General features: G+C 59.8%; 12 protein-coding genes and 1 pseudogene. 7 read left to right on the top strand and 6 right to left on the bottom strand.

The annotated features are described in order from the left end of the window. The first annotated feature begins 6 nt into the window (after nt 1-6). From AC56K1_RS08065 to AC56K1_RS08040, 6 genes and pseudogenes are all read left to right on the top strand, one after another. Entirely contained in the window at nt 7-393 is a 387-nt protein-coding gene (locus tag AC56K1_RS08065; protein WP_497157324.1) for a nuclear transport factor 2 family protein, read from the top strand. A gap of 169 nt (nt 394-562) precedes the next feature. Then, nucleotides 563-1192: an NAD(P)H-binding protein gene (locus AC56K1_RS08060; RefSeq protein ID WP_497157323.1), complete on the top strand. Its 630-nt coding sequence runs from the start codon at nt 563-565 to the stop codon at nt 1190-1192. Between the two features lie 41 nt (nt 1193-1233). After that, entirely contained in the window at nt 1234-1686 is a 453-nt protein-coding gene (locus tag AC56K1_RS08055) for an SRPBCC family protein (RefSeq protein WP_497157322.1), read from the top strand. A 59-nt stretch (nt 1687-1745) separates the two neighbouring features. Beyond that, nucleotides 1746-1850 (top strand): annotated as a pseudogene (locus AC56K1_RS08050) (flavin reductase); the annotation flags it as partial. 461 nt (nt 1851-2311) lie between these two features. Continuing rightward, on the top strand, nt 2312-3403 hold the full coding sequence (locus AC56K1_RS08045; protein ID WP_497157321.1) for an NAD/NADP octopine/nopaline dehydrogenase family protein: 1092 nt from the start codon (nt 2312-2314) through the stop codon (nt 3401-3403). Between the two features lie 3 nt (nt 3404-3406). Next, a complete protein-coding gene (locus tag AC56K1_RS08040) occupies nt 3407-4714 on the top strand; it encodes a hypothetical protein (protein ID WP_497157320.1) in 1308 nt (435 codons plus the stop codon). Here the strand turns inward: AC56K1_RS08040 and AC56K1_RS08035 are convergent. Genes AC56K1_RS08035 through tssK form a run of 6 tightly spaced genes read right to left on the bottom strand, consistent with a single transcriptional unit; the run spans nt 4711 to nt 13372 of the window. Then, on the bottom strand, nt 4711-6153 hold the full coding sequence (locus tag AC56K1_RS08035; protein ID WP_497157319.1) for a hypothetical protein: 1443 nt from the start codon (nt 6151-6153) through the stop codon (nt 4711-4713). The genes AC56K1_RS08040 and AC56K1_RS08035 overlap by 4 nt on opposite strands. A gap of 9 nt (nt 6154-6162) precedes the next feature. Then, entirely contained in the window at nt 6163-6426 is a 264-nt protein-coding gene (locus tag AC56K1_RS08030) for a PAAR domain-containing protein (protein ID WP_497131786.1), read from the bottom strand. A gap of 49 nt (nt 6427-6475) precedes the next feature. Beyond that, complete coding sequence (locus AC56K1_RS08025) at nt 6476-7576, bottom strand: hypothetical protein (RefSeq protein ID WP_497157318.1); 1101 nt, start codon at nt 7574-7576, stop codon at nt 6476-6478. 24 nt (nt 7577-7600) lie between these two features. Further along, the gene (locus AC56K1_RS08020) at nt 7601-9163 is read right to left on the bottom strand and encodes a hypothetical protein (RefSeq protein ID WP_497157317.1); all 1563 of its coding nucleotides are present in this window, start codon (nt 9161-9163) and stop codon (nt 7601-7603) included. A 34-nt stretch (nt 9164-9197) separates the two neighbouring features. Further along, nucleotides 9198-12035, bottom strand: coding sequence for a type VI secretion system Vgr family protein (locus AC56K1_RS08015; protein ID WP_497157316.1), 2838 nt, complete (start codon nt 12033-12035; stop codon nt 9198-9200). Then, nucleotides 12032-13372: a type VI secretion system baseplate subunit TssK gene (gene tssK / locus AC56K1_RS08010; RefSeq protein WP_497157315.1), complete on the bottom strand. Its 1341-nt coding sequence runs from the start codon at nt 13370-13372 to the stop codon at nt 12032-12034. The genes AC56K1_RS08015 and tssK overlap by 4 nt, the downstream gene beginning before the upstream one ends. 213 nt (nt 13373-13585) lie before the next feature. Between tssK and tssE the strand changes: the two genes are divergently transcribed. Then, the gene (gene tssE / locus AC56K1_RS08005) at nt 13586-14086 is read left to right on the top strand and encodes a type VI secretion system baseplate subunit TssE (protein WP_497157314.1); all 501 of its coding nucleotides are present in this window, start codon (nt 13586-13588) and stop codon (nt 14084-14086) included. The last annotated feature ends 2 nt before the right edge of the window (nt 14087-14088 follow it).

Genomic DNA, 14088 nt, shown 5'->3' with positions numbered 1-14088 from the left:
GCTAGCATGACCAAGAACGTCAAGGCAGTACCGACCGCCGAATACAACGCCGTGATCGCGGTTGCTCAACAATACGTCGACGGCCTGCGTGAAGGCAGTGCCGAGGGTGTTGGCCGGGCATTCCACCAGGACGCCGTGATGTACGGCTTTACCAACGGCGAATTGCTGGGTGGGCCGATCACGAACCTGTTTGACTTCGTCAAGAAACACGGCAAGGCGCCCGAGATCACCACACGTCTCGATGTGCTTGCCATCACACCGACTACCGCCGTGGTGCGAGTGGACATGGAGAAGGACGCCATCGGCGCCGACTACAACGACTACCTGACGCTGATCCGGATCGACGGAAAATGGAAAGTGATCGCAAAGGTCTATCACCAGTTCGAAGGGTGATAGATGGCGCGGGATGCGGCGGCGTGTGCGCATCCCGCTCGACTTCGATAGCCCTACTTGAATTTTCGGGCGACGCCGACTGCCAAACTTGTCGTTAACCCATTTAGAGGAATTGAACGTGAGCCGGATATCTATTGCGGACACTGGCACGCGCCTGAGTATGGAAAACATGAAGCTGCTGCTGGTTGGCGCGACCGGGCTTGTGGGACGCCAAGTGCTCGAGCAGGCAATGAGCGATCCTCGGATCGGATCGGTGACCGCGCTGGCAAGGCGTGAACTGCCGGCGCATCCCAAGCTAACGACGTTGCTGGTTGACTATGAACGCCTTGACACGGATGCCTCTTGCTGGCGCGCCGATGCTGTCATCTGTACCTTGGGCACCACCATGCGTTCAGCCGGTTCGCGGAAGGCATTCCATTGTGTCGATCATGATTATCCATTGGCCGTAGCGCGTTTGGCCCATGCACAAGGCACACGCGTTTACGTGCTCAATTCGGCGATCGGGGCCGATGCGCGTTCGCGGTTTTTCTATAACCGGGTCAAGGGTGAACTGGAAGACGACCTGCGTCAGCTTGGATTCGATTCGCTCGCACTGGTGCGCCCAGGCCTGATCGATGGGCACCGCACCGAATATCGCCCAGGCGAGCAAATGATGCTCAGAGCGATGCGCATTGCCGCTCCGCTACTGCCCAGGCGCTGGCGGCCGAATCCGGTATCCAGCATCGCAAGAGAGCTACTTAACGCTGCGCTTTTGCCGCGGCAGGGAGTCAGCATCATCCCGGCTGAACAGATGGTTTGATCCGTACCCGACTTTTCTATTCGAATATTAAGAAAGATTCCATGCCTTTAATTCAATATAACGCGGTTGTCGATAGCGACGCCGCTCGTACCTGGCGAGTGCTGAAGCAGTTTGGTGGCATCAGTCAATGGCACCCTTCGATCCGCGAAAGCATGATCGAACACGACGAGATCGACGGCCTTGTCGGATGCGTTCGTCGTCTGGTCCTGCAGGATGGCGCCGTGCTGCGCGAACGCTTGCTTGCGGTCGACGAAGGTGGGCTCAGCTTTTCCTACCGTTTTGAAGAAGCACCGCTACCGGTCGACAATTATGTGATGACAGTCAAGCTCATTCCCATCACAGGTCAAGCCAGTACCCTCATCCAATGGTCCGCCAGTTTCGACCATCGTGAGCAGGACCACCAGGCTGAACAGCTTGAAGGAATCCGCGCGCTGATCGTCGGTGGTCACGACAGCCTGAAAGCTTATCTGGCCCAGCCGTCGGCAAACCAATAAACGAATCCGGGCGCCACTCAGCGAGCCCTGAGTTACTCGAGAAATAATGGACCCGCAACATTGCCGCCTTATCTCTGGACAAGACCTTTCGACTGATTAACCATGGCCCAACCGTCCTGGTGTCGGCTCGTCACGCTGGCATCAACAATGTGATGGCCGCATCCTGCTGTTTGACAAACTTGATTCGATTCGTTCAAAAACGCCTGAAGAGTGCGAGCTCTTCAGGCGTATTTTTTTACTTAATGACAAGGGGCAACGCGCCTCGACAGCACATGCTAGAGCCCATGCGGCTTCCGCCGTGTTAGCAAGGTGAACAGCGGAAATTTTCGTTGGATTTCTGCGTCTTCGCTTGCCCAGCTCAGGCGGGAATTCGGTTGACTTCGCAAATGAACAAACTTATCTTAAATTTCATCGATGAGCAGCCAAGAGTATTGCTAGTCCGTTGTAAATTGCTTCGGGCGGCGAGGTGGAACGCACCTTGTGTGTCCTCCCGGAGCGCGCATGTGCGTGATGCCAAGCCCGGTTGCCGCTTCTGATGAACCTGTTAATCAAGCCGCCGCTGCCTTGCGGACCGGGTCGTTGACGCTCGCCGCGTCGTGCCCTTGCTTGGTCGAATGGAGGACGCATGAACGTGTTAATGGTTGGTGCAGGTAATGCCGGATGTGCGCTCGGCGCAATCCTTGCGCAGGAAGGAAACCGCGTCGTCCTGTTCAAGACCTCCCACTCCCTGCATGACGAGAATTTCGACACGGTGTGCGAATCGCGCACGATCCGCATCGTCAGCAATCCCAAAGGAGGCGAGACGAGCATGGCCTCGATCGCGCTGGCCACGCGGGACGTCGACGAAGCCTTTGCAGTTACGCCGGACGTCGTCTACATCACCACCCAGACCCACTGCCATGCCGATATCGCCGCACTGATCGGCCCCTACCTGAAGGCGCACCAGCTGGTGCTGCTGGCGCCCGGCTACATGGGCTCCTGCTACTTCCTGCCCTACCAGGCCAGGGAAGGGTTCCTGCTGGCCGAAGGCGAAAGCCTGCCCTACGATGCACGCATCACTGCGCCGGGCGTGATCAATGTCCTGTTCCGCAATACGCGCAATGCGCTGGCCTTCCTGCCGCGCGAGCGTGCGGACGAAGGACTCCAACGCGCCGCGCAATTGTTCCCGACCTATGTCGCAACGCGTAGCAACGTGGTCGAGTCGGCGATGCACAACCCCAACCTGATCGTGCACACCATCGGCTCGCTGTTGTCGGCCAGCCGCATCGAATACGCGCAGGGCGAATTCTGGATGTACCGCGAAGCGTTTACACCTTCCGTCCTGAACCTGCTGTACCGGCTCGATGCAGAAAAAAGCGCGGTCATTGCCGCCACCGGCGGCAAGCCCTCGCCCTATTTCGACGAGTGCAAGTTCCGCAACGAAGAAGACCTGTCGCAGCCTTCGCTATCCGTCTTTCGCCGCTATGCAGCCGAAGGCGGGCCCAAGGGACCGGCTACCCTGCAGACGCGCTTCATTACCGAAGACGTGCCCATGGGACTGGCGCTGCTGTCCTCCATCGGCCGCCTGATGGGGGTGCCCACGCCCACAGCCGATGCCTTGATCGTGATCGCCAGCGGCCTGCTCGACCGCGACTTCAGCGCGGAGGCGCGCACCCTGGCCGGCCTGGGACTGGGTGAGGTGTCTCCGGACGAATTCAAACGCATCCTGAACGGGTGACGCGTGGCACTGCACGATGTCCTTTCCAAGCATTACTACGCGTGGCGCCGCTATATCCCCAGCCGTGTCCTTTATCACCCCGACTTCTTCCGCGTGCGCGAATTGCTGGCGCAGGACAGCACCGCCATCGCCGCACAGGCGGGCCTGCGCCTGCGCCAGATCCTGGTCCATGCGCTGGAGCACGTGCCGCACTACCGCCGCACGGTCAAGCTCAGCGCGCTCGAGGCGGCGAACGAACCCTTGCAGCAGGTACTGGCAGCCTTCCCTTATCTCGCCAAGGAAGAGGTCATGGCGCAGCAGCGCGATTTCCTCGACGACCGGCTCGACCCGTCCAAGCTGATGTACGCCACCAGCGGCGGATCGTCCGGCCAGGGCATCGGGATGTGGCGCACCAAGCGGCTGGCGGACATCGAAAAAGCCTTCTTCACCCATGAATGGGGCAAGCTCGGCTTTTCCTTCGACAAGTCCCGCATCCTGCGCATTGGCGCCGACGCGCGCCGCCTGGCTCATGAAGAACCATGTCGGGTGGTCGGCAACCGCCTGATGCTCTCGCCATATCACGTGCACGGGCAGCACAAGGCGGCGATCTGCGATGCGATTCGTCGCTTCCGACCCGAGTACGTGCACGGGTACCCGAGTTCCGTCACGGCGCTTGCCGAACTCTTGCAGCCGGGCGAACTCGACGTCCAAGTAAAAGCGGTGCTGCTGGCGTCGGAACCGGCCACGCCGGCGCAGCTCGCATCGATCCGCCGGCTGTTCGGGGCCCCTGTGTCGCTGAACTATGGATTGTCCGAGCGCACCAACCTGGCTTTTCTGAACGTGGACGACCAGGGCAAATCCGACTACATGTTCCAGCAGCTCTACGGCTGGAATGAAAACCGCATGGATGGCGAGCGCGCCGAAATCGTCGGTACGTCGCTATGGAACGATGTGATGCCCTTGATCCGTTACCGCACGGGCGACTATGGCCGCATCGATGGGGACGGCCGCTGCCCGATGGTCGACGGCCGCGGTCATGAATTCCTGGTCGACCGGGCCGGCAAGCGCATTCCTGGACTAGCCATCGTCATCGACGAGGTGACCTGGGATTTCGTGCGCCTCTACCAGGTGCGGCAGGCGCGGGCCGGCGAGATCACGCTGGCCGTGGTGCCGCGTCACGGAAGCCTGAACCCGGAACAGCGCGCCTTCGTGCTCGACGCCCAGCAACGCCGCTGGGGCGGCTTCTTCGACATCTCGCTGCAGGAAGAAGACGATATTCCTTTAGCAGCAAACGGCAAGCGCAAGCTGGTAGTGAACACGCTCGACGTCTAGCTGTTTCCCTCGGCTGCGCAGTTCGCTGGGCGCACCAGTGCGGCGCCGCGCAGGTAGGGATCTTCGTTACTGATGCACAAGACCGGCGCACTGCGCTCGCGCGCATAGTGGCATGCCAGGGCCAGCACCGTCAGGAAAGGCACGGCGCCGCAGTTGCCACTGCCGAGGCCAACGCGTACGACATCGTCGGAGGCATCAAGTTGCGGGATTGCCGGTGCGGTAAGGCTCATCAGCTCGAGGACACGGTTGGGGCGGTGGGCGGTATCGGCCACGACCATGGCGATTTGCGCCAGTTCGATGGCGCTGGCCTTGCAGAGCTGCTCCGTCATCTCCAGCAGCAGCGCCGGATCGGCGCGGCGGGCGTCATCGGCCGAGCTGTCCCGGAGGCGCTCATGGAGCGGGCCCAGCAGTACCATATCTGTGCCCTTGATCGCCTCTGCCTGGCGCAGGTCGGTCAGCAGCAATCCGCAAGCGCCCTCGCCCGGGATGTGGCCGCTGCCTTTCGATGGGTTGAACAAAGCCGAGTTTGCCGCCAGGCGGTCGACGCTTTCCTGGCCGATCAGGGAGACACAGGCAATCACGATTGCCACCAGGGGTTTGTGATCTGTTGACGGCAGCGGCAGCACTTGCGTGAGAACGGTGTTCAGGGTACTCAGATGGAGTTGCTCGGGTCCCGGCGTTGCAATGGCAGTGTCCGGCCAGCCGTACTGGCTGACGGTATGCCTGAGCCACGTCATTGCCGCGCGGCGAACTTCCACGGTCCAGTCGTGGGGCAGCAGCAGCTTCAGCTGCAGCATCGGAGGCTGTCCCTCGGGCGGCATGCAATCGGCGGCTGCTAGGCTGGCAAGTTCACCTGCCACGCCGGTCGCCAGGACCAATGCGCGCCATTGCTCTTCGGTGAAATCCATTACCGGCATACCCTGGCTGGCCAGCCATTCCGCGATCTCATCCTGTAACGCCTCGTCCTCTGCATCATCGACACGTGCCGCCATGACCGGGAAACCATTGTCGTCCACAAGTTCCTGGTCCAGGTCGGCGCGCGCTTCATTGTCAGCGATGGCGCCGGCAAGCTCGTCCACCGACGCACCGTAGGGGGAACGCAGCGCTGTGGCCAGGACGGCCACTACAGGCGCTGTCACTGCCGCATGGGCTGCCGGTGAAGCTGTGGCCGGTTTCGACAGGTCTGCAGCAGGCAGCGCAGAAGCCCGCGCGGTAATCGCTTTATGGCCACCCCAAAAACCGAGTAGCAAGCCCAGCGGCAAAAGGAACAGCGCCAGCGCCAGGTCACCCGTTCCGGGATTGTGATTGGTCGCATGCCAATACCAGATCACGATTGCCCAGCACACCACAAAGGTGGTTGCGACTACTGCGCCGAGCTTGAGCCACTCGGCAGGTTGGCGCGTTGGTTCCGGTGGGGCCGAGGCTGAAATAGTTGTCATGGCTGTCGCTCAGAGTTTGTCGATCGTTGCCTGCTGGCCCGCGATCAAGGAGGCGCCACAGGCGGTTTTGTCGCCATGGCGCGCTGCGGGTTTGCCGTCGATGATCAGGCTTGAATCGCCGCTGATGATCGGACTGGAGCCGTGTTTAGGGCATACCGTCTTGTCACCCATGCGGGCGATACCGACGCCGCCAGTATCACTTTGCGTCGAAGCTTCGATAACAGTTCCACCGTGTGAAGTTTTGTCACCAAGCTTGATTAATGGGCCTGCCATGATTTTCTCCTATCATCGCTATGAGCTTCTGAATTTCAGACGAGATTTTCTAGTTCTGGTGTTGGTCCCACTGCCAGATGGCTTTTCCATAGGCTGAGCCCACCGCGGGGAACATTTCTCCAGCACGAAAATACCGACGAGAGTCGGCAGAGGCTGGGGTGAAATAAAATCCGTTCATTGTGCATTCTTCACCGGCTTCGAAACGCTGCTCAATGAATGTCAATGGATCAGCCTCGCCTTCCAGCTTCTCAAACTTCCCTTCTACCAGTTCTACATAACACCATTTTGAAGGTGCAGAGGTGAACGCGTTTCGCGCAACGAGGCTAGGAGCAAGAACGGGGGTATGCGATTGCGCGAAATACCAATCGTCAAGCAACTCAGGCGAATTAAGGTTTTGCTGGACGAAGCCAAGCATTGCATCTCCATCCACCCATAACTTCGATCTGCCTACTGTGGCCAGCGCATCTTTACCCAAGCTGTTAAAAATCGAACATTCCCGCAGTATTCCATATTCATCGCCGTTCCATGCGAACTGCAAGGATCCGTCAGGATGATCGGTCGAAATATACACTCCCGTTCTTGGAGGAATTTTTCCGGTTTCGCCGACGATGCTTTCCAGAATCCTGAATTTTGGAAAATTTACGAAGTGAGCGGAGTGTCTAGCCCAAGTCATGGTCAATCCAAAGTCACTCCATCGTCCAGCACGATGAGACCTGTCCATTGTCTGATCGATATACATCGCGTACCTCACGACTGACTCAAGCATATCGTCGAATTTTTGCTCCTCCTCTACCGTGGTCCATTGCATCGAGAATTCGGCCATGCCACGAGCACATTGATTCGCTCCTGTAATGTGATAAATTTTCGATTGCCTATCCGCCATGGCTCGGATTGTGGAAAGCCCAAAGTCCCTCAGAAATGACCAAGCGTTATTTCCCCAATTTTCGCTTGTATCTCGATTACCCCAGCGAGCATCTCGAAGAAACCTATCCCTGCCTTCCAGGCGACTTTTATCTAATATCCCATCAGCGAAGTCCTGAAGCTGATGTACACGTTCATATAGCCCCTCCAGGTAGTTATAGGATGCAAAGAAATAAAGCAAGGCAGCTTGTTTCTTTTGCCACGATGTCAATGTGCTCGTCGATGTCATACAGCCTCCAAGAAGTTTGACGTTTTATTGGTTGAGCGAGGTGAGTTGTCCTGGCAGAGTCGGCAGGCCAATTTTGTCCATCAGACCTGAACCATTGAAATCGGTATAGCCCCATCCCGTCTCAAACGGTCCACTAAGATTCGGATGATTGAGTTTCTCGCGAATTCCGACATGTAGTGCTTTCTGGGCATCAGTAAGGTTGTCGAAATTTTTTTGATTAATCCACTCCTCGGTAACATTGTTTCCAGTCGTATTCTTCTTGTAGTAGCGCATGGTGTCGTTGCGTGAGTCCGTTCTGCTGAGGTTAAAGATGATCTGCTCATATCCACCTTCTAAATGCCGGCCCGGTACACCGTCTTTCGTTTGGCTGGAAGCCGGCCCCCGCCATATTTTTAGCGTTTCCCCAGGCTTCACGTTGTAAACGACGAACTGGCCGTTGACATTCCAATCAGGCCAAACCGCAAGAAACTTTCTCCAAGCAGCTTTTGGATCAGGAGAATTCTGTATATCGTTGAACACTTTCTCGCTGATCCAACAGTCGCTCATTGCACGGCTATTCGGCGATAGGATCCGAATGAGCTTGGATGGTCCTTTGATTTCATCTGCAGCCAGCTTATGGAATGACGCAATATTCGTATTATTTAGGGGTGGATGGCCATTTTTAACGGCATCCGAAACCATTTGTTGATTGAGATTAGGATTTGCGGCAGGCCATCGGATATTCATGTCATCGTTAAGCCAACTCGGACACGGATTCGGCCGACGCATCAAGGTAACCGCAGTCGCCTCCGGCAATGCACCGCGATAGTGGACGTTGTCCAGGTTAACGATCGCTTTCCTGCTGAGCGCTGCTTGACCTTCCACCAGCAAAATTATCTTTTCGAATATAGCGTCAATGGTCAGATCGACTTTCGCTATCCCTTCAGCCGCTCTCGAGCGAACCCACAGTACCTGTTCAAGCGCATCGGACGCGCGCTTGCCAACTAATGAAATATGCTCCACCTTGCCAACTAATTGGCGCATCGTGCCGATGGCCGAGTCGAAAGCCTTTAGCAGTTCTACGGGCGTGATTTTCGACTTGACGTCCTTAAGCTCTTTCGCGAGCCAATTGAAAACTTCATCAATATGATGGTCGCGCAAATATTTCTGAAAGATTTGTCGGCGCATCAGCGTCACAACCCATGTCAGAGCTCCATTTACCGCGGCTGCGATCGCATCGCCCCCTGCGCGCCGAATAAAGGCGAAGAAGACTTTAAGTACCCCTTTTAAAAAGGATCCCAAGAACGGAATGAGGCCTATCAATGTCAGGGCAAGTGCGACCCAGGCCCATGTATCGGAAGCGTCTTGCCGCAATTTCTTGCAGTTTGCTATCAAGTCGCGCACGTCACAGACCTGATCTACCAGTGGGATCATCGATATCGCTGCATCGACAACAATCTGTCCAGTCGAGCGGTTGTCGTTGAAGTCGCCTTGCACCGCTTGCCAAAACCATTCCCAGGGGTTCGAACTTACTTCTTCTTCGACGGGCTGTTTGTCGGTTGTCCATGCAAGCGCGTTCCGCATCTGGGTCGGGTTAATTTCGGGCATACATCACTCCACGGGACAGGACACGAGAACGTCATTACCCAAGCAAGGCTTGCAATGGGTCGTGCGGTTTCTCTTTCTTTGGCTTGCGCGGTTTGTAGACGACCTTTTTCACCGGTTTGTTCTCAACGTTTTCGTGCCGCGCCTTTCCATCTCCATCCAATGTCCCGGTCAGGACAGGCCCTTTGTCGAAATGGATTTCGTACTCCACATCGGGAATACCTTTACCGATGTCTGCGTCCAGGTAGTCAAGCGCGATGAAATTGGGCGGCTCTTCGCTTAACTCGCTCGGCAAGTTCTGCAGATTGGCACTCTGGCGGCCCCCCTTATCAAACACATGCTGCCCCCCCTTCACCGACAACGTCCCCGGACACGCAAACGTAATATCCCCACCCTCCAGCGTGATCGACGACTCCCCCGCCTGCAGCACGATTTTTTCCTTGGCCTTGATCTCGATGCAGTCATTCACCGAGATCACGACGACTTCCTTGTCCGCCAAAATCTCCAATGCATCGGTATGCGCCTGCAGCGACACCGGCCCATTCGCCGCGATCGCCTGGATCCCGCCCGCATGCGTAAAGAAGCTGGCCGCGCCACCCGCGACGGATGAAAACGTATGCCCCGCCGTCATGTGCACATCCGACTGCGTGGTCCAATGCAGGTGTTTTCCGGCATACAGCACGGTCGATGCCGGCGTTGCCCAGTTGATGCTGGCCGCCGAGTCCATCAACACGATGGGCGAGCCGAACTTTTCCACAGGCTGCGACGAGTCGACCTCGCGCGAACCTGGCTTGCCCTTGAACGCGGGCTGCCCGTTCACTGGCCCGTCATACTTGCCCTTTACCTGCGGATCGACCTGCTCAATCAGCTCCGCCAGCGCCTTTGCCGCATCCTTGCTGAACAGCGCCTGCTGCGCCGCCGCCGCATCCCCCAGGGCAGTCGTCAATTCCTGCGCGCCCTTGAACTGCGCAACGGCTTCCGCCACATCCATCTGGGTCGAGCTCACGCTGCTCCCGAGAACCGGACGCGCACGCGTCGACAGCAGCACGCCCTCCCCGCCTCGGATGACCGCCCAGGCATCGGTACGCAACTCGAATCCGCTGCCGCGCCAGGCGCCACGCTGCGCCGTGCCCGGCTCCTGGTGGATCAGGTAGCCAAGGTTCAACTGCGTGGCCCCGACACTGGTGGCCAGGCGCATGCGCACCTGCCCGGACGTGTCGTCGATCTGCCACTGGTTGTAGCCGCTGCCATCGAAGTTCCGGGTGTGGATACCGGATAAAGCCCCGGCGTGATTGGCGCCCGAATCCACGCCGGCCGAGAAGGGTGGCAGATCCGCGCCGTTGTACAGCTGGGCCACGATCACCGGCCGGTCGATATCGCCCTCGATAAAATCCACCAGCACTTCGGTGCCGATGCGCGGCGTGAACAGCGTGCCCCAGTTGGGCCCGGCCAGCGCCTCGGCCACGCGCACCCAGGTGCCGGAGGTCTCATTGCCCGGTGCGCATCCCTTCTCGTCCGAGTTGTGCGCCATGCCGCCCGCGTTGGGACTCGCGCCGCGCTGCCAGGCGAACTGGACGAGCACCTGGTGGTCGCGGTTGGTGGTCGAGATGTCATTCGCCAGCCCGACAACGAGCGCGCATTGCGGCCCGGGCGCGGTGATGCGCTGCGGCGCGGCAGTCGCGCGCGGCACCAGGGGCACCACTTCGCGCACGCAGGCGAAGATGTTGCGGTAAGTTCCATTCTCGACAGCGGCCGCACCCAGTCCAACGATCCCGGTCTGGAAATTGTTGCGGGCTTCATGTCGCACCCACAGCACCTTGAATGCATTCGATCCCTCGGGATAACGGTCGTGCCGGGTCAGCTGGAAGGCGCAGCCGGCTGCGAGCCTGCGCACGGCGCCCGTTCCCTCGAATACCTTGTTCTCGAGCTCAAGTGCCTGCAGCATCAGTTCGCTGTGCGAGTCGGCAGCCTGACGCTCGGCGACGATGCGTTCGCCACTGCCGTCATAGACCTGCAAGAAGGGCAAATCGCCGGCATCCAGCACGGACTCGTGCTCCGCGCCTGGCGCCAGCAGTTGGGCCGGATCCCAGCTGCTGATCGACACGGCATTGGCCTGCACCGTGCGGCGCGCGCGAAAGCCGTCGATGGCATCGTCGAGTTCTGTTGCGCGCACGCCATGGAAGCGCAGTACCTCGCCACCGGGCGTCGAGGGTAGTATCGCCCGGCTATCGAAGATCACCAGCTTGTGGCGCGCCTGGCCGTGCGGGCCGTCGCCACCATCTTCGGCCTGGTCGTGTTCGAAACGCCAGTTCAGCCCTTCCGAAGCCAGCAGGCGCAGCAGGAAATCCAGGTCGCTCTCGCGGTACTGGGTGCAGACGGCGCGCGGCGCGAGGTCTTGCGACACCTCGAAATCAAAACGCACCTGTGGATAATCCGCGAGTAATTCACAGGCGATGCCGCGGACGTTCTTGTTTTGGAAGATATAGCTGTCGCGGCGTAGCGCCAGCATGGCCAGCGCCGGTTCCAGGCGCAGCCGGTAGCGCGCCACGCCGCCGTCCGCGCCCAGCCAGGACGCTGCCGTGCACAGCCCGTGCCACATGCGCCGGCTGCCATCGGGCTGCAGCAGGCCGACGGTGAGTTCTTCGCCGATGAATAGTGCCAGGTCGAGGTCGGTCGAGGTGCTGAGCGCCTCCACGTCGAAGGCGAACAATTCGTTGACGGCCTCGACCGCGCTGAACCCTTCCGCCACCAGCGATTCGGGCAGGCCGCTGTCCTGGGCGCTGGCCAGCGTGATCAGGCGCGCATGCTGGCTCAGCCCAGTACCGAACAGCCCCAGCGCCACGCCCAGGGCGGCCACATCCAGTGCCGCGTTCATGCAGCGACGGCCAGCAGTTCCAGGCGCAGCTCTTTCATGCCGGCCGGGACATAGATCGAGATCGATTGCGCCTTGAGCATGCGCTCATACATCGGTCCCTTCGCCTCGAGGATGAAATAACAAGTCTCGGGACGCACCGGCACCGCGGCCGGCAATTGCGGCGCGTACTGCAGGCGCACGCCCGGCAACGCAGACAGCACGAATTTCTCGACATCGTCCGGCGCGCCGACCTTGAAGCGCAGCGGCACCACGTCCACCAGTTCCACCGCGGGAATCGCGGCCGACACCGCGACATAGAAGGTGGTCTTCTCGTCGATCTTTCCCGAGTCGAGCATGCCGATGTGGTAGGACGGCCGCACTTCGTTGAGGGCGATCGCGAAATACTTCGACGAGATCACGGTATCGAGCAGCTCGCGGATGATGATCTGCAGCTTGGCAAAAGCCGGGCCCGGATCGCCATGCTGGTAGGGCGGCAAATCCGCCAGCGTCCAGCTCTTGGAGAAGGTCATCAGGCCGCCCGCCACGTCGAGCAAGCCCTCATACAGGCGCTCCGGATGCAGCGCGGGATGATGGAAGTGGTGGGTCAGGCTGGCGTAGGCCGAGCTGGCCGTATGCAGCAGCCAGAACGAGGACATGTCGCCGGAGCGGAATTCCACCACGTTGCGGCTGGGCTCGCGATGGTGGCCGTAGAGCGCGGCGACCTTGGCCTGCAGTGCGTCGAGCAGGCGGCGCAAGCCCTGGAACAGCACCGGCGCCGCGCCCAGGGACAACGAAGGCGGCACGAAGCTGTCATCGATCTCGAAGCCACCGGTGGCCGCGCGCCGCAGCCGCAGCAGCGGGAAGTGGACATAGCAATCGCGCGGTTCGAACTCGGACACCAGCCGCACCGCCTTTTTCAGGTAGGCCAGCTGCACCGGCGCGGCTTGCGTGTACAGGTCGGGCGTGTCGGCGTTGGCCTGGACAAAGCGCGCCGTATTGGTCGCCTGCCCCGGCGGCGCGAAATTGCCGCTGAACGGTTTTAGTCCGGGCAGGGCGACGTAATAGGTCACGGTTTGCTGCGACTGCTGCAAGAGGCTCAGGTCCACCGGCTCGGGCAGCGCGTCGATCTCGGGCGCATCGACCAGCTCGCCGTCCTGGAAGCGCACCGACAGCGAAAGCAGCCGCAGCATGCTGTTGGCCAGCGCCTCGCGGTCGACCTGCAGGCCCTCGACGCCCCAGGCGTAGGGGTGCACGGCCTTGATGCCCTTGTGCAGGCATTGCTCGTGGTAGTGGTCTTGCCGCTGGAAGTGCTGTGGACGCAATAACAGGCCTTCGCCCCAGAGAACCTTGCTGGTCATGTCTCTGCCTTCGTTCAAGTTTTCGTCGGATGGTGAGCGCCTGACAATGAGGGCTCTTGGTGGAACAACTCTCCGGAAACCATAACAACTTGAAAGGGTTGCCTATGTGAAGTTGATCAAACCTTGGTGCTGCGCGGCGTGGCAACATCGGGTTTGGTTTTTTTCCGTCCACACGCCGCTCGGGTTGACCGGGGAACAAGAAAGGGGAGCCCCATGAAGGGATTTACGCCGGGGTTGTTCGACCGCCTGCTCGGTGTGCCGAACCGCGGGCCGGGCCAGACCGCGGCGGCGCGCATGACCATCGAGGAATTGAAAGACACGGTGGCGCGCGACCTCGAGTCGCTCCTCAACACCCGCTCGAGCATGGCGGACGGCGACTTGAAGGCCTACCCGGAATGCAGCCGCTCGATGGTCACCTATGGCCTGAACGACTTCGCCGACCTCTGCCTGTCGAGCCCGACCGACCGCGCGGCCATTTGCGCCAGCATCGAAAAAACCATCGGCTGCCATGAGCCGCGCCTGCGCAACGTGCGCGCACTGCTGGAGATCCGCGACGATGCCGTCAACCGCCTGAACTTTTCGATCACGGCCGTGCTAGTGGCGAGCGTGTCGCAGGAACCGGTCAACTTCGACGCCGTGCTCACGCCCTCGACCCTGCAATACAGCATCTGCAAGGCCGGCAAGGTAATGCGTCCGGCACCGGTTGGGGCATGAGC

The organism is Telluria sp. ZB4P37, from assembly GCF_059685855.1.
Note: the sequence above shows the minus strand (reverse complement) of the source record. Positions and strands in the feature narration are given on the sequence as shown.